This is a genomic window from Enterobacter sp. BNK-29 (assembly GCF_048684785.1).
Classification (GTDB): Bacteria; Pseudomonadota; Gammaproteobacteria; order Enterobacterales; family Enterobacteriaceae; genus Enterobacter; species Enterobacter cloacae_M.
Genome location: NZ_JBLQTU010000001.1, coordinates 2,975,098 through 2,998,427, shown reverse-complemented (window position 1 = coordinate 2,998,427; position 23,330 = coordinate 2,975,098). Strand labels below are relative to the sequence as shown.

Annotated in this window: 22 protein-coding genes; 6 read left to right on the top strand and 16 right to left on the bottom strand. The window is 56.1% G+C overall.

Going from position 1 to position 23,330, the window contains the following annotated elements:
• The first annotated feature begins 62 nt into the window (after positions 1 to 62).
• Positions 63 to 872, top strand: coding sequence for a pyrroline-5-carboxylate reductase (gene proC, locus ACMGGX_RS14300; protein ID WP_024906789.1), 810 nt, complete (start codon positions 63 to 65; stop codon positions 870 to 872).
• Between the two features lie 14 nt (positions 873 to 886).
• Here proC and adrA read toward each other — a convergent pair whose 3' ends face one another.
• From adrA to ACMGGX_RS14270, 6 genes are all read right to left on the bottom strand, one after another.
• Entirely contained in the window at positions 887 to 1,990 is a 1,104-nt protein-coding gene (adrA, locus tag ACMGGX_RS14295) for a diguanylate cyclase AdrA (RefSeq protein WP_262768410.1), read from the bottom strand.
• Between the two features lie 102 nt (positions 1,991 to 2,092).
• Entirely contained in the window at positions 2,093 to 2,413 is a 321-nt protein-coding gene (gene psiF / locus ACMGGX_RS14290; protein WP_023310534.1) for a phosphate starvation-inducible protein PsiF, read from the bottom strand.
• 89 nt (positions 2,414 to 2,502) lie between these two features.
• On the bottom strand, positions 2,503 to 3,918 hold the full coding sequence (gene phoA, locus ACMGGX_RS14285; RefSeq protein WP_085841529.1) for an alkaline phosphatase: 1,416 nt from the start codon (positions 3,916 to 3,918) through the stop codon (positions 2,503 to 2,505).
• Between the two features lie 99 nt (positions 3,919 to 4,017).
• The gene (gene iraP / locus ACMGGX_RS14280) at positions 4,018 to 4,278 is read right to left on the bottom strand and encodes an anti-adapter protein IraP (protein ID WP_023310532.1); all 261 of its coding nucleotides are present in this window, start codon (positions 4,276 to 4,278) and stop codon (positions 4,018 to 4,020) included.
• 209 nt (positions 4,279 to 4,487) lie between these two features.
• Positions 4,488 to 5,702, bottom strand: a complete 1,215-nt coding sequence (locus tag ACMGGX_RS14275) for a multidrug efflux MFS transporter (protein WP_023310531.1) — start codon at positions 5,700 to 5,702, stop codon at positions 4,488 to 4,490.
• A gap of 168 nt (positions 5,703 to 5,870) precedes the next feature.
• Positions 5,871 to 6,554 (bottom strand): extensin family protein, encoded by a 684-nt coding sequence (locus tag ACMGGX_RS14270; RefSeq protein ID WP_348560663.1) that lies wholly within the window; start codon positions 6,552 to 6,554, stop codon positions 5,871 to 5,873.
• A gap of 103 nt (positions 6,555 to 6,657) precedes the next feature.
• Here ACMGGX_RS14270 and ddlA point away from each other — a divergent pair, with 103 nt between their 5' ends.
• Positions 6,658 to 7,758 (top strand): D-alanine--D-alanine ligase, encoded by a 1,101-nt coding sequence (gene ddlA / locus ACMGGX_RS14265; protein WP_420298515.1) that lies wholly within the window; start codon positions 6,658 to 6,660, stop codon positions 7,756 to 7,758.
• Here ddlA and ACMGGX_RS14260 read toward each other — a convergent pair.
• Entirely contained in the window at positions 7,755 to 7,991 is a 237-nt protein-coding gene (locus tag ACMGGX_RS14260; RefSeq protein ID WP_045356384.1) for a DUF2754 domain-containing protein, read from the bottom strand. The genes ddlA and ACMGGX_RS14260 overlap by 4 nt on opposite strands.
• Before the next feature lie 249 nt (positions 7,992 to 8,240).
• Between ACMGGX_RS14260 and ACMGGX_RS14255 the strand changes: the two genes are divergently transcribed.
• Positions 8,241 to 8,540, top strand: a complete 300-nt coding sequence (locus ACMGGX_RS14255; RefSeq protein WP_008503287.1) for a DUF2755 family protein — start codon at positions 8,241 to 8,243, stop codon at positions 8,538 to 8,540.
• On the opposite strand, the gene ACMGGX_RS14250 is transcribed toward ACMGGX_RS14255, so the two are convergent.
• The 3 genes from ACMGGX_RS14250 to ACMGGX_RS14240 all read right to left on the bottom strand — a co-directional run bounded on the left by ACMGGX_RS14250 (position 8,537) and on the right by ACMGGX_RS14240 (position 11,518).
• Positions 8,537 to 9,634: a DUF1615 domain-containing protein gene (locus tag ACMGGX_RS14250; protein WP_054830103.1), complete on the bottom strand. Its 1,098-nt coding sequence runs from the start codon at positions 9,632 to 9,634 to the stop codon at positions 8,537 to 8,539. The genes ACMGGX_RS14255 and ACMGGX_RS14250 overlap by 4 nt on opposite strands.
• 14 nt (positions 9,635 to 9,648) lie before the next feature.
• Positions 9,649 to 10,869 (bottom strand): peptide antibiotic transporter SbmA, encoded by a 1,221-nt coding sequence (gene sbmA, locus ACMGGX_RS14245; protein WP_033144739.1) that lies wholly within the window; start codon positions 10,867 to 10,869, stop codon positions 9,649 to 9,651.
• Between the two features lie 115 nt (positions 10,870 to 10,984).
• Entirely contained in the window at positions 10,985 to 11,518 is a 534-nt protein-coding gene (locus ACMGGX_RS14240; protein ID WP_033144738.1) for an isochorismatase family protein, read from the bottom strand.
• Between the two features lie 204 nt (positions 11,519 to 11,722).
• Between ACMGGX_RS14240 and ampH the strand changes: the two genes are divergently transcribed.
• Positions 11,723 to 12,883, top strand: a complete 1,161-nt coding sequence (gene ampH, locus ACMGGX_RS14235; protein ID WP_023310524.1) for a D-alanyl-D-alanine-carboxypeptidase/endopeptidase AmpH — start codon at positions 11,723 to 11,725, stop codon at positions 12,881 to 12,883.
• A gap of 2 nt (positions 12,884 to 12,885) precedes the next feature.
• Here ampH and ACMGGX_RS14230 read toward each other — a convergent pair whose 3' ends face one another.
• The gene (locus ACMGGX_RS14230) at positions 12,886 to 13,509 is read right to left on the bottom strand and encodes a helix-turn-helix domain-containing protein (protein ID WP_054830101.1); all 624 of its coding nucleotides are present in this window, start codon (positions 13,507 to 13,509) and stop codon (positions 12,886 to 12,888) included.
• Between the two features lie 94 nt (positions 13,510 to 13,603).
• Positions 13,604 to 16,378, bottom strand: coding sequence for an autotransporter outer membrane beta-barrel domain-containing protein (locus ACMGGX_RS14225; protein WP_420298514.1), 2,775 nt, complete (start codon positions 16,376 to 16,378; stop codon positions 13,604 to 13,606).
• Positions 16,379 to 16,829: 451 nt separating this feature from the next.
• On the opposite strand from ACMGGX_RS14225, the gene hemB reads away from it, so the two are divergent.
• Both hemB and ACMGGX_RS14215 read left to right on the top strand, forming a co-directional pair.
• On the top strand, positions 16,830 to 17,804 hold the full coding sequence (hemB, locus tag ACMGGX_RS14220) for a porphobilinogen synthase (protein ID WP_028017695.1): 975 nt from the start codon (positions 16,830 to 16,832) through the stop codon (positions 17,802 to 17,804).
• Between the two features lie 127 nt (positions 17,805 to 17,931).
• Positions 17,932 to 19,632 carry a lysophospholipid acyltransferase family protein gene (locus ACMGGX_RS14215; protein ID WP_420298513.1) on the top strand — a complete coding sequence of 567 codons (1,701 nt, stop codon included), beginning with the start codon at positions 17,932 to 17,934 and terminating at the stop codon, positions 19,630 to 19,632.
• Between the two features lie 99 nt (positions 19,633 to 19,731).
• Here ACMGGX_RS14215 and tauD read toward each other — a convergent pair whose 3' ends face one another.
• Genes tauD through tauA form a run of 4 tightly spaced genes read right to left on the bottom strand, consistent with a single transcriptional unit; the run spans position 19,732 to position 23,141 of the window.
• A complete protein-coding gene (gene tauD, locus ACMGGX_RS14210; RefSeq protein WP_194399672.1) occupies positions 19,732 to 20,580 on the bottom strand; it encodes a taurine dioxygenase in 849 nt (282 codons plus the stop codon).
• Positions 20,577 to 21,404, bottom strand: a complete 828-nt coding sequence (tauC, locus tag ACMGGX_RS14205) for a taurine ABC transporter permease TauC (protein WP_420298512.1) — start codon at positions 21,402 to 21,404, stop codon at positions 20,577 to 20,579. Before tauC ends, tauD begins: the two co-directional genes overlap by 4 nt.
• A complete protein-coding gene (gene tauB, locus ACMGGX_RS14200) occupies positions 21,401 to 22,168 on the bottom strand; it encodes a taurine ABC transporter ATP-binding subunit (protein ID WP_420298511.1) in 768 nt (255 codons plus the stop codon). Before tauB ends, tauC begins: the two co-directional genes overlap by 4 nt.
• A gap of 10 nt (positions 22,169 to 22,178) precedes the next feature.
• Positions 22,179 to 23,141 (bottom strand): taurine ABC transporter substrate-binding protein, encoded by a 963-nt coding sequence (gene tauA / locus ACMGGX_RS14195; protein ID WP_420298510.1) that lies wholly within the window; start codon positions 23,139 to 23,141, stop codon positions 22,179 to 22,181.
• Between the last annotated feature and the right edge of the window lie 189 nt (positions 23,142 to 23,330).

Sequence of the window (23,330 nt, the reverse complement as noted above, 5' to 3'; positions counted from 1 at the left end):
GCCTGCATTTCGTTGTTAAGCTATCAATCAGAGAAAACAACGCATAATGACGGAGAATCGTGATGGACAAGAAAATCGGGTTTATCGGCTGCGGTAACATGGGCAAAGCCATCCTGGGCGGTCTGATCGCCAGCGGGCAGGTGCTGCCGGGTCAGATTTGGGTCTATACCCCGTCACCGGACAAGGTCGCCGCACTGCGCGATCAATACGGGATCAACGCCGCCGAAAGCGCGCAGGAAGTCGCCCAGGTCGCCGATATCGTCTTTGGTGCCGTCAAGCCAAACATCATGATCAAAGTGCTGAGCGATATCACCTCCAGCCTGAATAAAGAGACGCTGGTCGTGTCGATTGCCGCAGGCGTCACGCTCGATCAGCTGGCGCGCGCGCTGGGTCACGATCGTAAAATCGTCCGCGCGATGCCGAACACACCGTCGCTGGTCAATGCCGGCATGACCTCCGTCACGCCTAACGCGCTGGTGACCACGGAAGAGGTGGCCGACGTGCTGAATATTTTCCGCTGCTTCGGTGAAGCAGAAGTGATTGCGGAATCGATGATCCATCCGGTGGTGGGCGTGAGTGGCTCAGCACCTGCCTATGTTTTCATGTTTTTAGAAGCGATGGCCGACGCCGCCGTGCTTGGCGGAATGCCGCGCGCGCAGGCGTATAAGTTCGCCGCGCAAGCCGTCATGGGCTCCGCCAAAATGGTGCTGGAAACCGGCAAACATCCGGGTGAACTGAAAGATATGGTCTGCTCTCCGGGCGGTACCACCATCGAAGCGGTGCGGGTGCTGGAAGAGCGCGGGTTCCGCTCGGCCGTCATTGAAGCGATGGCAAAATGCATGGAAAAATCAGAGAAGCTGAGTAAATCCTGATTTCTGACCGGGCGTCAGGCGGCCACTTCGGTGCGGCCGCGCCCGGCATTTTTCGCCTTATACAGCGCCACGTCAGCCGCCTTTAGCCACTCCCGATAATGTCCAAACTGCGGCCCCCAGGGGGCAACGCCTACGCTGATGCGCAGCGCTTCTTTTGGCGCGCACGGTAACGTCAGCTTTTCCAGCCGCTCATGCAGCCGCGACATCACGGCGATGGCGCTTTCCGCCGCGGTCTGCGACATAATCACCGCAAACTCATCCCCGCCAAACCTGCCGATCGCATCGCCTGACCGTACCGACCGCTGGAGCTGACGCGTAATCGCAACGATCGCCTCGTCGCCCACGTCGTGCCCCCAGGTGTCGTTGATGTTTTTAAAGTGGTCGATATCAATCAGCAGTATCGTGGCGGTGCTGTGCTCGCGCCGACAATGCTCAAATTCATTTCGCAGCAGCATTTCCCAGTGTCGGCGGTTGAAGACCCCGGTCATCCCGTCGCGGGTGCTCATCATTTCCAGCCGCTGCTTATGTTCCGCAAGCCTGACGGCGGTTCGGTGGCTGAGCCAGGCAAACAGCATGGGATACAGCACGAGTACGGGTAACGTTAAGCCCCACTCCACAAGGTCGGGGTTAAAGACGGCCACCTTCCCGACGAGTGGCAGCGTCACCAGCGCGGAGAGCAGGGTCAACGCAATCCCCGGGATAAACAGGCGACAGCCCCCGGAGCCCATCATATTCATCCCTACCATCATCACCAGCGCTGCCGTGGGTAACGCATTCATCCCCATCACCCCGATCCAGAGCCCGGCAATAATGGCATCGATTTTAAGATTGAAAATTTCCTGCTGATGGGGCGAAGCGGCACGGCAGGACAGCTGCCAGGCAAAATGGGGCCAGACGAACGACCACCCGACCAGTAAAAGCCACCAGCCGCCGGGTAAAAAATGGGTGACCAGCATCCCCGCAACGGGGAAAAACATTGCCGCCAGCCCGACGGCGCGCGCCAGCCGCACTCGCCGGGCAAACTGAATGCCGGCGCGGTGAGGGTCATCCTGAGAAAGGGTTAAATTCCACTCTTCCCGAATGCGCTTTTTGTTGTAATACGTTTCATCATTCATCATTTTTGGGAATATTCTGAAACATTTTCCCAAATTATAGAGAGGGGGTCTGCGGGGAAAGTATGAAATTTCGGGTGAGCCGCCGGAGCCGCTCACCCGTTTGGACTACACTTTTTTCTTCAGGCACGCGCTCATGAACTTGCTGCGGTCGTCCCCTTTAAGGGACTGTTCGGTTGCTTTCGCATTACACTCGCGCATTTTTTGCTGCTGCGGCGTCAGGCTTTTTTCAGCCGGCTTCGCGGCGCCGTTTTTAAGGCAGTCGCTCATGTAGGTCTTGCGAGCATCTCCCTTCAGACTCTGAGACGTCGCCTGTTGATTACAGGTGGTCATACGCTGTTGTTGAGGCGTTAGCGTCTTCTCTTCCGCGTTCGCAGATGCGATCAGGAACAGGCCAGAGAGCAGAGTAACCAGTAATGTTGTTTTCATTGCACCATCCTTTTGTGAACATTCCCTGTAAGTCTGGTTCGTGACAGGAAAAAAACCACCCGACAGATGTGATTTCCGCCGGGATTTTATCATTTAAGACCCAGCGCCGCCTTCATGGTGTAGAACAGATCCGTTTGATCGGTCAGGCCTACCACGTTTGCCGCGTGCGGACCGTAGGCTGCAATGCGCAGCTGGGTGCCGGTGTGCTCCATGGACTCTTCTTCAGAGTTGCCGTAGCTCAACACCATAACGGCGCCATCTTTGGTATTCAGCGCCTGCGTCAGGCCCGGGGCTTTGGTATCTGCCGGAATGATCTGGCTGGCGTGCGCATGATCCGCGGTGACGATCACCAGGGTGTTGCCGTCTTTTTTCGCGAACTCAAGCGCCTTCTGCACCGCTTCGTCCAGATCGACGGTTTCGCCAATCTGGCCGCACGGATTCGCCGCATGATCCTGCTTATCGATCGACGCGCCTTCCACCTGCAGGAAGAACCCTTTTTCGCTCTTGCTCAGCAGAGAGATGGCTTTATCGGTCATCGCCGCCAGCGTCGGTACGCTGTCCGTGCGTTTCGGGTTAGGCGTACAGGTTACGGCAGGTTTATCGATATTGCCGTGATAAGAGGCTTTTGGTCCTTCCCAGCGCACGGGCATGTTGCCGTCAGAGAATAGCCCCAGCAGCGGCTTGTCCTGGTTCGCCTCGGTGATGGCTGCCAGCGAACTGGCGTCACTCACCAGCTGATAGCCGCGGGCCTGCGCCTGCTCGCGCAGCGTTTTGCCCTGCCACTCGCCCGCCGTCGCGGTTTCTGCGAAGGTTTTCGCGCCGCCGCCCAGGGTCACGTCAGGACGCGCGTTCAGCAGCTGTTCCGTAATCGAGCCTTTGCCGCCTTTTTCCAGCGCGTTCGTCGGGCATTTTTCGCTAGTCACTGACGGACCGTAGCATTTACGCGAGGTCACGTGCGCCACCAGCGCCGCAGGCGTTGCATCCTGAAGTTCAGCGGTGGAGACGTTGCCGGTCGCAAGGCCCGCCGCTTTTGCCATCTCCAGAAGGGTTTGGTGATCTTTTTCGTGAATATCCACACCCAGCGCGCCATTATAGGTTTTCACGCCGGTGGACCACGCCGTAGCAGAGGCCGCCGAGTCCGTGACGTAATCCGGTTTACCGGTTTTTTTATCCAGCGCGTAATGGGTATATTGTCCGGTCAGCGGTAATGCGTCGATACCTTTAAAAAAGCCGCCCGCACCCTCGGCATAATTTCGCGCCGCCGTGATTTCGGAATCCCCCATTCCATCGCCAATAAGCAGAATAATATTTTTCGCCGGCTTATCATTCAGCGAAGCGCGAATAGCGGCAGTTTGATCTTCTGATAAACGGCGTGCGCCGCCAGGCTGGGTGATATCCCCTTTTGCCGCGCGATTATCCAGCACGCTGGTTTGGGCAGTATCGGCATAAACGGCAGGGGTAATTAACAGGGGAAGTAATGCGATGAAAAGTGCGCTCTGTTTCAATTTATTTTCTCCATGTACAAATACATAAAAATAAAAACAGAGCGACTATAGGCATCCTGCATGACAATTCTATGACACGTCGTTACGTCCTGTGACGGTTTAGGTGCGCGGATGCCTTAACAGCTTCTTTACGTACTGGTGGAGCATCTCGGCATCCTCAACCGGAACCTGCGATTCAGGCCTGACGCTGTCCAGCGCGCCTTCCACGCTCTCAATCAACGCCTGTTGATCGGTTTTCGCCATTTGTCGCAGCAGCGCGGTGACCACAATTTCCAGCGCTTCGACCTGAGCAACCAGCTCTTTTGACTCCTCTTCCTTTTGTGCCAGTTTGACCAGCAATTCAGCAATGAGATTTTTCATCGTGCCAGTTCCTTTTTCAGTTTTGTCTGAAGTTAGCATTCTGAATCCATAATGCAAAGAGAAGAAATTTATTATGGTATGCAAAAGTGATGCAGGAATAAAAATAAAGAACCGCCGCGGTGAGCGAAACGTTTTTCTATAAAAAACGCCGCATTTTGTTATATAAAAATGCGGCTACTATAAGAATATATAATACATCAACGAAACGATTATCTCGACGATTTCGCTTCCGCCATTTGTCTGCGGCGACGCAGCGCAATAGCCAGCTGGATAATATTGATTAAAACGACAATCGCCGTGGCGGCAAATACCCAACGAAAACCGGCCATCGCGGAAACGGATGCGCCAATAAGCGGACCGGCAACATTCCCCAGATACATAAATGACTGGTTATATCCAAAGATACGCCCCGTCACCTGGTCGCTGGAATATTTAACCAGCAGGGTCTGTACCGCAGGCAACATTGCGCCATCAGCAAAACCGAGCAGAAATCGCAACACGCCAAGCTGAAGCGGAGAGGTGACAAACGACATCGCGAAGAAGAGCACGACCGCAAAGATCAGCGTCGCCATCAGGATGCGCGCCGTGCCGATCCTGTCACCCAGTTTTCCCAGACGCGGCGCGGAAATCAGGGCGGATACGCCCGGCACGGCGGCAATCATGCCGCTCAGAAAAGCGATATTTGTGCTATCCGGCTCCATCGACTTGATAAACAGCGCCAGAATCGGACCGACCGAACCGTTACAAAGCTGGATAACCATAGTGGTCACAAACAGGCTGATCATCAGTCCCGGATAGGGCAGCGAGGCGAAGACGGCCTTGCCGCTCAGGCGTTCAGATTTACTGATAACCGGGCGGCCCCCCTCTTTGATAAGAAAGAGCGTGACCAGAAAACTGACCACCAGCAGGATCGCGGTGATGATAAATACGGCGCGCAGCCCGACGTGGTCCGCCAGAAAGCCGCCCAGCAGCGGACCGCCGATGACGCCGCTGATCTGTGCCGTGGAGAGCGTACTCAGCGCCCAGCCGCTACGCTCGCGCGGCACCTGAGAGGCGACCAGCGCCATGGCATTCGGAATGTACCCGGACGTCAGCCCCATCACCGCACGCAGAAAAAACAGCTGCCAGACGTTGGTGGCGAAGGCCTGCAGCAGAATGGCAATCGCCATCCCGAGCGAGGCGCGCAGCAGCATCAGTTTTCGGCCTTTCCGATCCGCCAGGCTGCCCCACATCGGTGACACAATGGCGGAGACCAGAAACGTGACGCTGAACGTCAGGCCGGACCACATGGAGAGCGCTTCATGCGAGGTCACCCCCAGCTGCGAGACGTACAGCGGCAGGAACGGCAGGATCTGGCTGATGGCCAGCCCGGTAAAGAAGCAGCCGAACCAGACCGAGATGAGATTAACTTTCCAGGATTCCATAAAGAAATAGTCTTCATTTTTAGGCGAATTCGCCTACAGATTAGCAAGTTACGCGTTTTGACGTCGCACCAGAGATGCGGCCTGACTGACTTTGGTGTTTTATCTTCCCAGTCATCATATTTGTGAAATAAGTCACAATTCATCCATTTTCTGGCGGAATATTATGCTTCACCGACAGAGTCCGAAACCGCGCATTCCCAGATGAAAATGGTTGGCATGCGCCGCGTTATACTCCGGCCCGAGGCCGTTTCCGTAGTAGCCGCAGCTTGCCGCCAGCATGGCCTTCAGCCATGGCTGCGTTGCTGCCGCCTTCCAGCCGTTCAGCACCGTGACGCGCTCCCCGTTCGCCAGCCGAAAGGCGGCGATATCCAGCGCCTCCGCCGTGGCATGCTCGCTGCGTCGCGCGTCAGGGCGGTGATAAATATTGCGGCAGGCATAGCTGCCGAGGTGGTCGATACGCGCCAGGTCGCTGCCCGTATAGCGTTTTGTCAGCGGCCGGGCCTGCTGGCTGATAAACAGCGCAGAGCTGAGCGCCAGCGGACAGCTGGCAAGAAAGCTGCTGTTCAGGCCGACCGGGCCGAAATCACGCACGCTCACGACGTTGTTAAGCGGGCACGCGCCGCCGCTGTCGGCCACCGGCTGGGTGCGGATGAGATCTCTTTGGTTAGCCTGCGAAAGCAGGCTCGCGCACGCCTCGGGGGTTAGACGCCGAAGCTTATACTGGGTGATTCGGCCCGGCGGGTCGTCAAGCGTCAGCGGCATGAAAGGGTTATAGTAAGGCGGCAACCAGCGGTAACCCACCGTTGCAACGGCCACAATGATGAATACGGTCAGCAGCGTTTTTCCTTTCACTCTCCCCCCTTAACATTCCCCAAAACATTATGGCAGAAGGCCGCGAAACCCGCCGGGCATCGTGGTATGTTATTGGCTTTTCGTCAGACTGGAAGAGAGTGAGATGGCTAAGCAGCGCGTAGGTATTGTCTTTGGGGGAAAATCAGCGGAGCACGAAGTGTCATTGCAATCGGCCAAAAATATCGTTGATGCGATCGATAAAAGCCGTTTCGACGTGGTGCTGCTGGGCATTGATAAACAGGGTCAGTGGCACGTTAACGATGCCAGCCAGTATCTGCTGAATGCTCACGATCCGGCGCATATCGCCCTTAATCCTTCGGAAGTGAGCGTCGCCACCGTACCCGGCGTCGTGAAGGGGCAGCTCATCGACGCCGGCAACGCGCAGGCTCTCGCTCAGATCGACGTTGTCTTCCCTATCGTTCACGGCACCCTGGGCGAAGATGGCTCCCTGCAGGGGATGATGCGCATGGCCAACCTGCCGTTCGTCGGCTCGGACGTACTCGGCTCTGCCGCGTGCATGGACAAAGACGTCACCAAACGCCTGCTGCGCGATGCCGGGCTGAATATTGCGCCATTCGTGACCCTCACCCGCGCCAACCGCGACAAGCACAGCTTCGCACAAATTAGCGGAGAGCTGGGTCTGCCGCTGTTTGTGAAGCCGGCGAACCAGGGCTCCTCCGTGGGCGTCAGCAAAGTCACCAGCGAAGCAGAGTTCACGCAGGCCGTCCGTCTGGCGTTTGAGTTCGACCATAAAGTGGTGGTTGAGCAGGGTATCAAAGGCCGTGAAATTGAGTGCGCCGTGCTGGGCAACGATTTCCCACAGGCGAGCGCCTGCGGCGAAGTGGTGTTAAACAGCGACTTCTACTCGTACGACACCAAATACATTGATGACAAAGGCGCGCAGGTTGTCGTTCCTGCGGATATCGATCCGGCGATTAACGATAAGATCCGGGCGATCGCCATTTGCGCTTATCAGACGCTCGGCTGCTGCGGCATGGCGCGCGTGGATGTGTTCCTGACGCCCGAAAACGAAGTGGTGATCAATGAAATCAACACGCTGCCGGGGTTCACTAACATCAGCATGTATCCAAAACTGTGGCAGGCCAGCGGCCTGAGCTACCCGGAACTGATCACCCGCCTGATCGAACTGGCGCTGGAGCGTCACGCCGCCGACAGCGCGCTTAAAAGTTCCGTAAACGGTTAATCGGCGCTCTTCGCCGACTCCGCGTCATCCGCTGTCGTCTCTTCAGGACGACGGCGGATAATCAGCCCCGCCAGCCAGAAACTTATCACCCAGGTCACCAGCCCGACGGCATAGGTTTGCCATCCTTTAGCTTCAAAACCCAACAGGCCCACGACACCGTTAAGAATAAAGATCAGCCCGATGGCAAAGGCGTAGTAGTGCCAGTCACGGCGTAGTTTGGACGTGAGCTTCATAACAACTCCGGCAGGAAAAAAAGACATCCTCTCACAGTTTTACGGCCAGGTCTGTGGCAGATACGGAAATTCTGAAACGCGACGCAATTTCACTTAAGTGATGAAATTGTGATGTGCTGCAGAAATCGACAATCCAGGAGAATTCCTGAGCGCAAATTACCACGATTCTGATATTGACAAATGCGATGACCTGTCAAACTCACCCCGTAAGACGCGTATTAAAACAGAGTGATACCACGGGAGGTCAACATGGCTGACTTTACATTGTCGAAACCGATTTTTGGCGGCAAACCAAAAACCTCCACGGCGGGTAATATTGCTTATGCCCTGTTTGTCCTGTTCTGCTTCTGGGCCGGTTCCCAGCTGCTCAACATGCTGGTCCATGCGCCAGGCGTTTATGAACACCTGATGCAGGTGCAGGATAACGGACGCCCGCGAGTTGAGATTGGCTTTGGCGTAAGCACCCTGTTCGGCCTGATCCCCTTCCTCGCGGGATGTATGATTCTGGGCGTTGTGGCGTTAGTGTTGCGCTTTCGCCGTCGCCGTTAAAGCCCCATACAGCGCGCCCGGCGATCGTCCACGCGTTTTGCGAACCATGCGGTTGTCAGGTTACGCGTGATCTTCGGGCTTTCCAGCTGGATCCCCGGCAGGATCGCCCTCGGTAACGTTTTCCCACTTTTCTGCTCCGCAAGCGCAAACACCTTGTTGTACAGATCCGTTTTCTCAAAGGCCAGGCTGTCGCCTTTCTCTAGCTGACGGCGAATGTCGCTGTTGCTCAAGCCAAGCGTGTTCGATAATTTCCGTACTGCCAGCTCGGTGCTTCCCGCCTCGCTGCTGCCGTAAGCGATGAGATCGCCGTCCAGCGCCAGCTTGACGCCGCTTGCGCGGCTGACCGCACTCTGGAATGCCGCATTACGGCTGGCATACCAGCCCGCGTTAAAGTCGGCAAAGCGGTACAGCGGCTCATTGTAGTTCGCCGGATAGTTCAGCAGATGATACGTGCCGAACCACAGCCCACCGCGCAGGGAGAAGACCTCCTGACGCACCGTACCGTCGATTTTCCACGGGTAGCCGTCAGTATGCTTCTCCGCGAACGCAATGCTCACCTGCATCGGGCCACCAGTGTGTACCGGGTTCAGCGAGCCAAACAGCTTCTGCCCCATCGGGACCATACTGATGAAATCATCAAAGATGGCGCTGAGCTGTTTTTCGGTTTTCACCGCGTCCAGCCGTTCGCTGTAGCTTTTGCCGTTCGGCGAGGTGATTTTAAGCGCGGTATGCACAAGGAAAACCGGGATATGCATGGACTCCGCGCGGCGGTCGATCTCTTTCCAGGCAATTTTGTTCAGGCCCGGCACGACCGGGTCTGACTGGTACATCGACTCCTGCTGCGCCACCGCCAGCACCGAGCAGATATTCTCCTCGGTCGGCGCGATCTTTTGGCTTTCAAAGGTTTTTGCCAGCGCATCTGCCCACGCGTTGCGATCCTTCACGCTGGCGGGCATTTTCTGCCGCACAACGCTCGCCACATCGACGGGCTTCTCCCCCTTTTTGAGCGGAGCGGCCCCTTTTTCGGCACAGCCTGCCAGCACAAGAGCGGCCAGCAAGGACAACGGTAACGCGCGCGGTACGGCAAAAGACATAGCAACTTCCTGTATTAGCTAAATGTGTTGGTGACTTCCTGCAGGTCACGATCGTCCAGCTCACGTTCAAAACTGCGCAGACGTTTGTAGATGGACATCAGTTCTACCAGGGTGGTCCAGGAGCTGATCAGGTACTGGAACGACCCGCGAACCTGACCGAAAACGTTGGTGATCTGCGTCATCAGACCGAGCGTAATCGTACCCGCAACAATCGACGGGAACAGCAGGAACAAACCGAAAACGTTATCCACCTGCAGATACAAAATACGCGCGATGTTGAAATACATATAGTGGAAGTAGAGTCGGAAATAGTTACGACGCACGGCGCCAAACAGCTCGCGGACGGTCGGCGGCGAGGCGCGGTTAGCATCATCTTCACCGTAAACCAGCTCTTTACGGTAAGCGGCTTCGACGCGTTGATTTTTAAACTCCAGGCCCGGCAGTTTGATCCCGACGACCGCCAGCAGGCCCGTACCCATCAGCGACCAAACGATCGCGGCAATCACCAGACCATAAGGAATATGGCCGACAATCGGCAGATCCGGCACGTGCGCAGAGAGCGTTACCAGCACGGGCAGGAAGGCGATCAGCGTCATGATGGCGTTGATAAAGCTGACGCCCATGTCTTCAAGGGTGGAGGCAAAACGCATGGTGTCTTCCTGCACACGCTGTGCTGCACCTTCGATATGCCGCAGGTGCTGCCAGTGCGCCATATAATGTTCGTTCATCGCGGTACGCCAGCGGAAAACGTAGTGGCTAACGAAGAAGTTGTTCATCACGCCGATGATCACCGCAATAAGGGCGATACCGAGGAAGACGCCGACTTCATGATAGAACTGGTTGATGGTCACCTTATGCGGCGAGCTCAGCGCGGTCTGGATCAGATCGTAGAACGGCGCATACCAGGCGTTCACCGCCACACCCACCTCCACGAGGAACCAGGTGACAAAGATAATTAGCGATGTGCCGAGGATAGACCAGTACTGCCAGCGGTGCGGAGAATACATAAACCAGAACAGGGCAAACAGCCCTACGCACACCGTGTAGTAGGCGTAAAACAGCAGATAGCTGAGCGACCAGAAGCGCGCCGCGCTAATCGGCACCTCGCCCGTTGCTCCCGTGATGCGCGTCAGCCATGCGCCGCCGCCCGCCTGCCAGAAAATGACAGCGATGAGTGCCCAAATAAATGCCGACAGGAAAAAAGGCCCCGGCTTTGGGAAAAAAGACTTAAACATAATGCTTCCTTCTTGTTGTTATGGCTGTTGCTGTGCACAACACGTTACCACACGAAAAACCTGCCCGAGCCAGCCTCCCGACTCAGGCAAAAAGGTCAGACCCGAGGGTTGATTATTAGTTCGCTTTCCAGTTTTCGAGAATTGTTTCGGTGCGTTTCACCGCGAGAGGATTCGCCGGCGCGATGAAGTTACGCCAGACGTCGTTGTGGTGGTTAATCAGGATCCGCGCATCTGCCGCCGGGCGATTGGCGGTAGTATGGGCATCTTCCGCCACGGTGATGTGATAACCCCGGCTGACGCCGTTCTTGATCGTCGCATCGACGCAGTAATCGGTGGCGCAGCCGCAGATGACAAACTCGCGAATGCCCTGCTCACGCAGCAGCGCCTCAAGCACGGTGTTATAGAAGGCATCACAGGCGGTTTTGGTCACATATAGCGCGTCAGCTGGCTGATGGAGTTCAGGCAGTAGCGCAAACCCTTCACTTCCCTCTTCCAGGCCCCCTGCCTCGGTATGCTGAATAAAAATGACCTTGTCGGCTGCCTGCGTAAGCTGGTTGATCAGAGAGACACATTTTTCGCGCTGATGACGAGGGGTTTCAAATACCCCGTTCTGCATATCGACAACCATAACCACACGCTTCTCAGACATACCGTTCTCCGTAAGATTGAGTGACACTGGTGCCTATCATAAGCCCGATGTCACAAAATGGGAGATGGCTCGTAAGTAAATTGTTCATATTTACCCATGGTTACGTTTTTCTCGCTATCGTTATGCAATTCGGGGCATTGCGCGGTACCGATTAGTAGTATAAATACCCATTACTTTCTTCATTCACTTCATGGATGCTTTTCGTTGAAACGTTGTCTGCTCTCTTTTGCCGCGCTGTGTGCGGTGAGCTTTTCTACCGCCCAGGCAGCCCAACCGCTGACGGCGCCCGTTTTAGCTTCAGATATTGCCGATCGCTACGCGAACCTTATCTATTACGGCAGCGGCGCGACCGGGATGGCGATGGTCGTCATCGACGGCAACCAGCGTGTGTTCCGCAGCTTTGGCGAAACGCGCCCAGGAAATAACGTTCACCCGCAGCTGGATTCCGTTATCCGCATCGCGTCCTTAACCAAGCTGATGACCAGCGAAATGCTGGTGAAACTGCTCGATCAGGGCGTGGTGAAACTCGACGACCCGCTCAGCAAATACGCGCCTCCAGGCGCCCGGGTTCCAACCTATCAGGGTACGCCGATTCGGCTTGTGAACCTTGCCACCCACACCAGCGCCCTGCCGCGCGAGCAGCCTGGCGGGGCAGCGCACCGTGACGTATTTGTCTGGCCAACGCGCGACCAGCGCTGGAGCTACCTGAGTACCGCCACGCTGAAGGCGGCGCCGGGTTCGCAGGCCTCTTATTCAAACCTGGCCTTTGACCTGCTGGCGGACGCCCTTTCGACGGCGGCTGGCAAACCCTACACGCAGCTGTTTGAAGAGCAGATAACCCGTCCGCTGGGTATGAAAGACACCACCTTTACCCCGTCCCCGGATCAGTGTCGTCGCCTGATGGTGGCGGAGAAAGGCGCTAGCCCCTGTAATAACACGCTCGCGGCCGTGGGCAGCGGCGGGGTCTATTCCACGCCTGGCGACATGATGCGCTGGATGCAGCAGTTCCTTTCCTCAGATTTCTACGCTCGCAGCAGCCAGGCCGATCGCATGCAGACCCTGATTTATCAGCGCACTCAGCTGCAACGCGTCATCGGGATGGACGTGCCGGGTAAAGCCGACGCGCTCGGTATGGGCTGGGTCTATATGGCACCGAAAAATGGCCGTCCGGGTATTATTCAGAAAACCGGCGGCGGCGGTGGATTCATCACCTATATGGCCATGATCCCGCAGTCAAACGTGGGCGCATTTGTGGTGGTCACCCGCTCCCCGCATACGCGTTTCGTCAATATGAGTGACGGGATTAATAACTTAGTGGCTGAACTGAGCGCCAATAAAGCCCAGGTTCTCACCGCTTCTAACTAATTTTAATATTCCGTGGGCAAGCGGTTGATGCTGACCAGCTTGCCCCGGCTCATGTTGATATAGTTTCCCTGCCTCAGGGCGGCAAGCACCTCGGCAACAACGGAGCGTGAAATTCGTGTGCTCTGTTGAATATGATTCATCACACCGATTTTTGAACGCAGCGTTTCATCCCATTCCGCCATATTCAGCAGCATCGAGCGGATCTGGTGATAGGAGTTATTTCCCACCAGCTGCTTATCGCGTTTCTCAAGAATGTAAGTTATCCAGGATAACCAGCAGAAGGCCTCTTTCCAGAGTGAATACTGCTGGATGAGTTGACGGGTGGTTTCCGTGGGCAAATAAAAACCGGTACAGGCCGTTTTAGCAATCACCCTGTATTCATGAGAGTGATTAATCACCACCGTAGACAGCCCGAATATAAAAGGGGCAGTCGCAATCCCTACCAGCAGTTCATCAGAAGTTCGATAAACCTCAATAACGCCGGTTTGTAATACGATCGTACAAGGCTCATTCCATTCGTCTGACGTAATTAATTGCTGGGGCGCACATGTAAAAGGAGTACTGGCCGCTGTTAAATGCTGTTCGAGCCGGCGTAATTCAGAAAGCGGTTTCGCATTAACGTTCATGCAGACCTCAAGTCATCCGTATTTGTCGGTCCAATATTATTTTTATTGCTTCTATAAAAAGCGGGGGAGATAACCACTCCCCCGCTTTTATTCATTACCAGGTATATTTCACGCCCAGATTTGCGCCCCAGTTCTGATCAACGTCGCCGCCGCCCAGATAAGTGGCATCGGTGTACGCACTGAAGTTCTTCGTGAAGCTGAACTGGGTGCCCAGCCCTACCCGCACAGCGGAGCCTTTCACGCCGTTATCAATGCTGTCACCGTTAATATCGGCATTGTTATCGGCGTCGTCATAGACGTAGGCCAGTTTGAAGTAAGGCGTCAGAGCCTGTTCGCCGCCGTAGTTGAAGGTGTAACCCGTATCAACGCCGAGTTCATAACGCAGGCTATCGTAAGATTGTCCATCAACGCGCATGCCATTACTCAGACGATAATCATCGCCAGACTGGAACAGGCCAGAGACGGCTGCATATGGCGTAACGTAGCCAGAGAGGTTTGGCTTCCAGTCATAACCCAGCTTCAGCCCAAAACCAACAGCATCATTCGTGGTATTGCCGTCAACGTACTGACCATTGCTCATGTTGGCGGAGAGATCGCTGTTGAAGCGGGTGTAGCTCAGGGAGCTGTCGAGGAACAGATCGTTCATGAACTTCGCTGACGCATAGATCATCGCACTCTGGCTATCCTGATCGACCTGGCCGGTACGATCGCTGGTATCACCCTTCGCGAAACCTGCCGCACCACCGACGATCCATTTCGCGTTATTACCGTCAATCAGGGTGTCCACACCCACCATAATGCCGCTCACGTCCTGATCGTAGCTGATAACGCCATTGTCACCGTCGAAGTTGCCACCGAAGTAGCTCACCCACGCCCCGCCGTTATCCGCCAGGCCGTGACGGCTGTTGGTCAGACGCGTGCCGACGGTATCCTGCTGCAGATTCCAGATATTGGTGTTGGCAGAAGGGATGCTCAGCGCCATGTTGGCAGAATCGGTCAACTCTTTCTGCTGAAGGACAACGGAATCACCCTGCTGCTGCGCCTGGTAGGTGTAAGCGCCTAAATCGGCTTTGTTTGCGGCAGTGAAGCTGGCTGTGGTATCCGCGTTATTGTCATAGACGCGAATAATCTCTTTGTTTTTGTAATCGGCAACGGAACCGGCACCGGTCGCATCGTCGATGCGCACCTGGTAGTTACCCGCAACGTTACCGTTCACTGACAGATGGCCGTCTGAGTTAATCGCCACAACACCGTAGTCGTAATCGACATTGTACTTATCGTTAGTGATATAGCGTGCGTTGTTCAAATCGCTGTTCAGGACGTAATCACGGCTGGCAACGTTAAGCACCCCGCCATCGGTCAGTTCCATATTGTGCGTATCAACCTGACCCAGCCCCAGCGCCAGCTCAGCACCGTTATCCACGGTGATGGTGTTGGCATACAGTTGGGCCGTTTCTTCCGTCAGTGCCGCACGGCTATAGCTGTCCAGATACAGATGGTCGGTCGCCACGGCGCCGCTGTCTCCAATATTCATTGATGAAGCATTGGTCAGGGTGATGGAGTCCGCCAGCAGGCCAGAGTCTTCAACGTTAACCTGAGACTGGTTGTTTACCGTCAGCGTGTCGATATTAGAAAGCTTGCGGGTATCCCACTCAGAGCCGTTATCCAGCGCGATGTTAAACAGCCCGCTCTGATACACCGCTTCACCCGTAACGTGTCCGTTACTGTCATAAACGGAATCCGGCCAAATGCTGTTAGGGGATAAGCTACTCCAGTCTACGTTGCTGTAGCCCAGACCATACATCTGCGCTGTGCCGATAGCCTCGACGCTGGACTGTGCTGCACCGACCCATTTGCTGCCGTTGGTCAGAGTAACATCCAGCTTATCGGTACCATCCCAGCCGTTGGTGGTTGGGTTATAGACACCGTCTGCAGTGGTATCCGTAGCCGGATCGCCGTTCGGATAGAAGTTGTTGTCGAAGGTGCTGGAGAACAAAATATCGCCAGTAACGGTGGAGTGATCGAACGTGGCAGTGGTCTGCATCGCGTTATCAGACGCGCTAGCGGCAACGATCAGCGCCGCATCATCCGCCGCCGTGGCATTCGTTTCACCGTAGTCGCTCGGCTTCGCGGTTTGACCGTAGAACCCGTTGGTCCCCAGATCGCGGTACGCGCCTGAGGTCAGAACGGAATCTTTCACCACCAGCGTGTCGGTAAATACTTTGCTGCTGTTGGCTACGCCTTCAACACCGTCGTAAGGAGTGTTATCCGACTCCTGATAACCCTGCGTCAGGGTAATACCGGCAATGTGGGAATTGTTCTGGATAACAATATCGGACTCCACATCCAGGGTGATCGCATTACCCAGATTATACGTGTCCAGATAGTGTCTTTCCGTATTTTCCCCGTTCACGACATCATACGCATAATGCTCATAGGTATCGTTAATGGTGGAATTATCTACGGTCAGGCTAAAACGATCGTATTGAGAATGGTTGGTGCCATCGGTATCCACGCCATCAGCACACGGGGGGGTCATACACTTAGAGGTAATCATGCCATTAATGGTACTGTTGGAAATGCTTAACGCATTCGCCCGACCATTGATGCCATCATCCAGATAGTATGTTGAAATAACACCATTCACGGTGCTTTTATTAATCACCGGATAAATATCACCGTCATGGGTAGCGCCTGAGTAATCCCAGTCGGCATAGCCATAATACCAGGGGGTGGAAGCGGTATTATCGTATCCGAATGTATTATATGTCGTACCGGAAATATCCTTCGCATTTGCCTGAGAAGCGATAGCCAGGGTGCAGGCTAATGCAAGTTGAGATACAACGAGTTTCTTTTTCCATGTTTGCATTGGGTCATCCCTCCTCAGGGACGTAAGCAAGTTTGTCCATCAATGATTTTGCAATGTTTAATTGCGGAGGGAATTATGCATTTTCATTTCGAAAAGGTTCAATGAATGTTTCCATTAAGTCCGTATCCAGACTAATAACACATCAAAACCGAGGAAGCATCTGTCACTACAGATAAATATTATAAAAACAAAGCATTAAAATACAGACACAACAATAAGACACATATAAAAATATATAATGAATCATTTTCAATGATGTTTTCTATTTAATATAAAAACAATATGAATAACTCATCTCCATTTCGGCGTTATACTGCCCTGCATTATATATTGATGCCAGAAAGCCAGACCCATCACATTTTACAAAAATAAAATGCCCACTTTTACCAAAACACCTGTCTTCACTTTGAGGTACACTAGCCTTCTTTGTTCCACAAACATCAGGCATACCATGACCGATTTAATTGCACGTCCCCGCCGCCTGCGCAAGTCACCTGCACTGCGCGCTATGTTTGAAGAGACAACCCTGACCTTAAACGATCTGGTGTTGCCGATTTTTGTCGAAGAAGAGATCGATGACTACAAAGCCATCGAAGCCATGCCGGGCGTAATGCGCATTCCGGAGAAATATCTGGCGCGTGAGATTGAACGCATCGCCAACGCGGGGATCCGCTCGGTGATGACCTTCGGCATCTCTCACCATACCGATGCCACCGGCAGCGACGCGTGGAAAGAAGATGGCCTCGTCGCCCGCATGTCGCGCATCTGCAAAGAGACCGTGCCGGAAATGGTGGTAATGTCAGACACCTGCTTCTGCGAATATACCTCTCACGGCCACTGCGGCGTGCTGTGCGATCACGGTGTCGATAACGATGCCACCCTGCTGAACCTCGGCAAACAGGCGGTCGTGGCTGCCGCTGCGGGTGCGGACTTCATCGCGCCCTCTGCGGCAATGGACGGACAGGTTCAGGCGATCCGTCAGGCGCTCGACGCAGCGGGCTTTACCGACACCGCCATCATGTCTTACTCCACCAAATTTGCCTCCTCCTTCTACGGCCCGTTCCGTGAAGCGGCCGGCACGGCGCTGAAAGGCGATCGTAAAACCTATCAGATGAACCCGCTGAACCGCCGCGAGGCGATTCGTGAATCCCTGCTCGATGAAGCCCAGGGTGCAGACTGCCTGATGGTGAAACCAGCGGGCGCGTACCTCGACATCCTGCGCGACATCCGCGAGCGCACCGAGCTGCCGCTGGGCGCTTACCAGGTCAGCGGCGAATACGCGATGATCAAATTCGCCGCGCTGGCCGGTGCGATTGACGAAGAGAAAGTGGTCCTCGAAAGCCTCGGCGCCATCAAACGCGCAGGCGCGGATCTGATCTTCAGCTACTTCGCGCTGGATCTGGCCGAGAAGAAAATTCTGCGTTAATCCGCTTTAGCGCCGGGTGGCGGCTTCGCCTTACCCGGCCTGCTCTCTGTGCTAATCTTCACCAAACTGCAATACAACCGACATCTGCGCCTTCTACTGTCTTCGCAAGACGGCAGGAGGAGTAACCATGTTTAGCCTCGATAGCGTTCTCGACGATCTTTGGCCTCAGGCGAGGCCTGCACCCTGGCAAAAAAGTCTGTTAAAAAGACTGTTTTACGAAGACGAATTTCAGCAATTTGCAGCAGCACACCGCCACCTGAAAGGACTGGATATGGTGGAGCAAGTTCTGGAACACCTTGATATTCTCTGCACCGTTTCCGCCCGCGATCTTGAACAAATCCCCGAACATGGCCCGCTGGTCATTATTGCCAACCACCCGACGGGTACGCTGGACGGTCTGGCGCTGATGTACGCCGTTTCCCGCGTGCGACGCGATGTTAAAGTCGTCACCAACAGGATGCTGACCCACCTTGAGCCCCTCAGCTCGCTGTTTATTCCGGTGGATAATATGGGCGGCAGGACGGCGAAATCGTCCCTGGTGCAGATGGAACAGCATCTGCAAAACGCAGGAGTGCTGATCTTCTTCCCGGCCGGAGAAGTTTCCCGCCCCACGCGCAAAGGCATTCGCGACAAAAAGTGGCACTCTGGCTTTATCAAACTCGCCAGCAAGCTGCGCGCCCCGCTGCTGCCGGTGCATATTCAGGCGCATAACAGCCTGCTCTTCTATGCCAGCACGCTGGTCTCCCCGACGCTGTCAATGCTGCTGCTCATGCAGCAGATGTTCCGCCGCCGCCACAGCCAGCTGCCGATTAAAATCGGCCAGCAGATTGCCTGGCATCACTGGCACAGCACCACCCTTTCGTCGCGTGAGATGGCCGAACAGTGCCGTCAGCACGTGATGCGTCTTGGCAAGGGATTGCCTGGCATCTTTAAAACCCAGTGCGCGATTGCCCGTCCGGAAGACCGCGCCACCCTGAAACGCGCGCTGGCGCAGGCCGAATGTCTGGGCAATACCAGCGACGGTAAAACCATCTATCTATGGCAGCGCAACGGGCAGGAAGACGCCCCGCTGCTGCGCGAGCTGGGCCGCCTGCGCGAGATTGCCTTTCGCGCGGTCGAGGAAGGGAGCGGCAAACGCCGTGACACAGACTGCTACGATGATGATTATCTGCACCTGATCCTCTGGGATGATGAGAATCTGGAGATCGTCGGCGCGTACCGCTTTATGCCGACCGCCAGACAGGTTGAACGTCGCGGTCTGGAGGGGTTGTACAGCTATAGCCTGTTCCACTACGACGACAAAATGCAGGACGTGCTGGAGCACGGCATTGAGCTGGGGCGCAGCTTTATTCAGCCGCGCTACTGGGGTCGCCGCGGCCTGGACTATTTATGGTCCGGCATTGGAGCCTACCTGGCGCGTTATCCGAACTATCGCTACCTGTTTGGCCCGGTCTCGATTTCCGGTGGCTTACCGCCTGCCGCGCGGGATCTGCTGGTGGCCTTTTACCGCCTGTGGTTCCCGGCAACGCATCCGCTGGCCGCGTCACGTCAGCCTTATCCCGCATCGCTGCCGGACGTACTCGCGCAGTTTGGCGGCGTGGATTACGTGGACGACCTGACGAAGCTGAAATCCCTGCTCGGCAATCTGGGCTGCGGCATTCCGCCGCTCTACAAGCAGTATTCCGAGCTGTGTGAACCCGGCGGCGTGCAGTTTATTGATTTTGGCAGCGACCCGGCGTTTAACGACTGCGTCGACGGACTGGTGCTGGTGGATTTGTGTTACCTGAAGGCGAACCGGTATCAGCGGTATATTGAGGCGCACCTTTAAATGTGCGGTTTTTTGTAGGCCGGGTAAGCGCAGCGCCACCCGGCAAGAACAGTGCACAATTGCCGGGTGGCGGCTATGCCTTACCCGGCCTACGTGTAATCAAGGGCGGTAGAACGGCTTATCCCCCAAAATCGTCGCCCGCTGCATAATCCGGCGCTGCGGAAGATAGTCCGCATTGGCATAGTGCTGCGTTACGCGGTTATCCCAGATCGCCAGGTCATTCTCCTGCCAGCGCCAGCGGACCTGAAACTCCGGCTTGGTGATATGCGCGAACAGGAAGCTTAACAGTGCCTCGCTCTCTTTCTCCGTCACGTCCACAATGCGCGTCGTGAACCCTTCGTTCACGAACAGCGCCTGCTTGCCCGTGACCGGATGGGTCCGCACCACCGGGTGCAGCAGCGGTGGATGCTTCGCAACCGCCTCCTGCCAGCGCTGATGTTCCTCTTCCGTTTTACGGTACTTGTACTCCTGGAACGATTTTTTGAAGTCGTGCTCCGCCCGCAGCCCGCTCAGCAGCGTCCGGAACGGTGCGGAGAGCGCCTCATACGCCGCAATCCCGCTGGTCCACAGCGTATCGCCGCCGGTTTCCGGCAGCAGCTTCGCCGCCAGAATCGCCCCGGCGGGCGGCGTCTCGATAAAGGTCACGTCGGTGTGCCAGTTGTCGTTGTCCGGCGGGTTATCGTTGTGGGTGTCCAGAACGATAATCTCCTCCACGCCTTCCGCATGCGGATAGACGGGGTGGATATGCAGATCGCCAAAGCGCAGGGCCAGCGCGCGCTGCTGCTGCGGGGTGATCGCCTGTTCGCGCAGGAAAACAACCTGATGGCGCAGCACCGCGTGGTACAGCTGCTCGAACTGGTTATCGCTCAGCGGACGGGTCACATCCAGGCCCGACACCTGCGCGCCAATGTACGGCCCCAGCGGGGTAATGGTCAGACGTTCACTCATTGTATTTCTCCATGCCAGGGCGTCAGGCGACGCTGTAACGCGCGCAGCCCCAGTTCTAATCCGAAGGCGATCGCGGCGATCACCGCGATCCCTGCCAGCACCACGTCAGTCGCAAGAAACTCTCCCGCCGACTGCACCATAAACCCAAGGCCGCGCGTGGCCGCAATCAGCTCTGCCGCCACCAGCGTGGACCAGCCCACGCCGAGGCCGATGCGCAGCCCGGTTAAAATTTCCGGCAGCGCGCCCGGTAAAATCACGAACAGCAGCACCTGCGTGCGGCTGGCCCCCAGCGACTGCGCCGCGCGGATCCGCACCTGCTGGGCGCTCTTCACGCCCGCCAGCGCCGACATGGCAACCGGGGCGAAAATCGCCAGATAAATCAGCAGGATTTTTGACGTTTCACCGATGCCAAACCAGATCACCATCAGCGGCAGATAGGCCAGCGGCGGCACCGGGCGGTAAAGCTCGATCAGCGGATCGAGAATACCGCGCACCGTCGGGCTTAAGCCCATCGCGATCCCGACCGGTATCCCGATAATTACCGCTGTCAGAAGCGCCACCAGAATACGCGCCAGACTTGCACCTAAGTGCTGCCACAGCGTGGCATCCATAAAGCCCTGCGGCCCGGCGATGGTAATGAGTTTGGCCAGCACCTGGCCCGGCGGCGGCAGAAACAGCGGGCTGACCCACTGCTGGGCAGCAACCGCCCACCACACCGCCAGCAGCACCAGCAGCGTACCGACGCTCAACGTGATTTGGCGCGAGAAAGGCCAGCGCAGCGCCAGACGCGTGCGGCGCGTTTTTTCACTGAAGACGATGCTCATGAGAAAGCCTCCCGTTGTTCAAACACGCGGCTTAAAACGTATTCACGCTGTTCGATAAACAGCGGATCGGATTTGATGCTGCGCACGGGTTCTCCCGCGACGTAGCGGCGGGCGAAATCCAGCGGCAAACGCTCCAGCACGCGGCCCGGCCCCGGCGAGAGCAGCACCAGCTCCGTCGCCATAAACACCGCCTCTTCGATATCGTGGGTAATCAACAGCACCTGCTTGCCCGTCTCGTGCCACAGGCGCAGCAGCAGGGTTTGCATCTGCTCGCGGGTGAAGGCATCCAGCGCTCCGAACGGCTCGTCCAGCAGCAACAGCTGCGGATTCGCGGCCAGCGCGCGGGCAATACCCACGCGCTGCCGCTGACCGCCGGAAAGCTGCCAGATAAAGCGTTTTTCCGCCCCTTCCAGCCCCACTTTTTTCAGCATCGTCCGCGCCGTTTCCAGCCGCCGTTCGCGATTGACGCCCGCAAGCTGTAGCCCAAACGCCACGTTTTCCTGCACGTTGCGCCAGGGAAGCAATCCTTCGTTCTGGAAGACCACGCCGCGCTCGGCGCCCGGGCCTTCCACCTTTTTGCCTTCCAGTTGGATGGTGCCATGCTGATAAGGGACAAACCCGGCGATCAGATTCAGCAGCGTGGTTTTTCCGCACCCGGACGGGCCCAGCACCACCAGCAGCTCACCGCTGTCCAGCGTCAGGTTGATGTCCTCCAGCGCGGGTTTCCCACCGTAATCGGCGTACAGGTTCGTAATATTCAGCATGGCGGACTCCTTATTTCACAAAACGATCGGTCACGTACTGGCTGTAATCCGCCGCTACCGCAGGCACTTTGCCCTGCTCTTTCAGGAAGGTGGCGGTATCCACAATCGCTTTGTTTACCGGCCCGGTCAGCTGCTGCACCTGCTGCGCGGGGGTCAGATAGGTATTGCCTTTCACCAGCCCCGGCACGTCCGCTTCCGGCACGCCGCTCAGGCGGGAGAGTTTTTCCAGGTTGGCGGGCTGCTTCAGCCATTCATCCGGGTTAGAGATGTACGGCTGCTGGGCGTCAATCGCGCTTTTGGCGAAGGCTTTCACTACCTCAGGATGTTTCTCGGCGAAGTCTTTGCGCACGACCCACACGTCGAGGGTTGGCGCGCCCCACTGGCCCACTTTTTCTGAGTCGGTCAGCACGGTGCCGTCTTTTTCCAGTTCGTTCACTGCCGGAGCCCAGACGTAAGCAACGTCAATATCCCCGCGCTGCCAGGCGGCGATAATCGCCGGCGGCTGCAGGTTGATGATTTGTACCTGACCCGGCTTGATGCCCCAGTGTTTGAGCGCCGCCAGCAGGCTGTAGTGGGTCGTTGAGATAAACGGTACGGCGATGCGTTTGCCGATCAGATCTTCCGGTTTAGTGATGTTTTTCTTCACCACCAGCGCTTCAGAGTTACCGAGCTGCGAGGCGAGCAGGAAAACCTCAATCGGCACCTGCTGGCTGGCCGCAACCGCCAGCGGGCTGGAACCGATATTGCCGATCTGCACGTCGCCGGAGGCTAACGCACGCACCACGGACGCCCCGCTGTCAAACTTGCGCCAGTCGACTTTCGCGCCGCTCTCTTTGGCAAAGGTGTTGTCCGCCTGCGCGACTTTCGCCGGTTCCGCAGAGGTTTGATACGCGACGGTGACGTCCACCGCCTGCGCCTGAAATGCCCACAGCGCCAGTGCGCCGAGAAGTGTGATTCGCGATGAAATTGCCATAGTGCCTGCTCCCCTTGTTGTTATGAGGGCAGTATTTCCGGCGCGGGAATTTTGATAAAGGAATAAAAATGAATCGCTCATAACGATTCGTTTTTAGATAAAAAGCGGGAAAGGATAGTTGATTTTGTGCGGTTGTTTTTTTCTCATCTCCCCTTTGGGAAGAGGGTTAGGGTGAGGGGAACATAAGGC

What these genes read in the sequence shown, in the direction of transcription:
- proC (WP_024906789.1), top strand. Translation starts at nt 63, where the DNA reads ATGGACAAGAAAATCGGGTTTATCGGCTGCGGTAACATGGGCAAAGCC.
- adrA (WP_262768410.1), bottom strand. Translation starts at nt 1,990, where the DNA reads ATGATGAATGATGAAACGTATTACAACAAAAAGCGCATTCGGGAAGAG.
- psiF (WP_023310534.1), bottom strand. Translation starts at nt 2,413, where the DNA reads ATGAAAACAACATTACTGGTTACTCTGCTCTCTGGCCTGTTCCTGATC.
- iraP (WP_023310532.1), bottom strand. Translation starts at nt 4,278, where the DNA reads ATGAAAAATCTCATTGCTGAATTGCTGGTCAAACTGGCACAAAAGGAA.
- ACMGGX_RS14275 (WP_023310531.1), bottom strand. Translation starts at nt 5,702, where the DNA reads ATGGAATCCTGGAAAGTTAATCTCATCTCGGTCTGGTTCGGCTGCTTC.
- ddlA (WP_420298515.1), top strand. Translation starts at nt 6,658, where the DNA reads ATGGCTAAGCAGCGCGTAGGTATTGTCTTTGGGGGAAAATCAGCGGAG.
- ACMGGX_RS14260 (WP_045356384.1), bottom strand. Translation starts at nt 7,991, where the DNA reads ATGAAGCTCACGTCCAAACTACGCCGTGACTGGCACTACTACGCCTTT.
- ACMGGX_RS14255 (WP_008503287.1), top strand. Translation starts at nt 8,241, where the DNA reads ATGGCTGACTTTACATTGTCGAAACCGATTTTTGGCGGCAAACCAAAA.
- ACMGGX_RS14250 (WP_054830103.1), bottom strand. Translation starts at nt 9,634, where the DNA reads ATGTCTTTTGCCGTACCGCGCGCGTTACCGTTGTCCTTGCTGGCCGCT.
- sbmA (WP_033144739.1), bottom strand. Translation starts at nt 10,869, where the DNA reads ATGTTTAAGTCTTTTTTCCCAAAGCCGGGGCCTTTTTTCCTGTCGGCA.
- ACMGGX_RS14240 (WP_033144738.1), bottom strand. Translation starts at nt 11,518, where the DNA reads ATGTCTGAGAAGCGTGTGGTTATGGTTGTCGATATGCAGAACGGGGTA.
- ACMGGX_RS14230 (WP_054830101.1), bottom strand. Translation starts at nt 13,509, where the DNA reads ATGAACGTTAATGCGAAACCGCTTTCTGAATTACGCCGGCTCGAACAG.
- ACMGGX_RS14225 (WP_420298514.1), bottom strand. Translation starts at nt 16,378, where the DNA reads ATGCAAACATGGAAAAAGAAACTCGTTGTATCTCAACTTGCATTAGCC.
- hemB (WP_028017695.1), top strand. Translation starts at nt 16,830, where the DNA reads ATGACCGATTTAATTGCACGTCCCCGCCGCCTGCGCAAGTCACCTGCA.
- ACMGGX_RS14215 (WP_420298513.1), top strand. Translation starts at nt 17,932, where the DNA reads ATGTTTAGCCTCGATAGCGTTCTCGACGATCTTTGGCCTCAGGCGAGG.
- tauD (WP_194399672.1), bottom strand. Translation starts at nt 20,580, where the DNA reads ATGAGTGAACGTCTGACCATTACCCCGCTGGGGCCGTACATTGGCGCG.
- tauC (WP_420298512.1), bottom strand. Translation starts at nt 21,404, where the DNA reads ATGAGCATCGTCTTCAGTGAAAAAACGCGCCGCACGCGTCTGGCGCTG.
- tauB (WP_420298511.1), bottom strand. Translation starts at nt 22,168, where the DNA reads ATGCTGAATATTACGAACCTGTACGCCGATTACGGTGGGAAACCCGCG.
- tauA (WP_420298510.1), bottom strand. Translation starts at nt 23,141, where the DNA reads ATGGCAATTTCATCGCGAATCACACTTCTCGGCGCACTGGCGCTGTGG.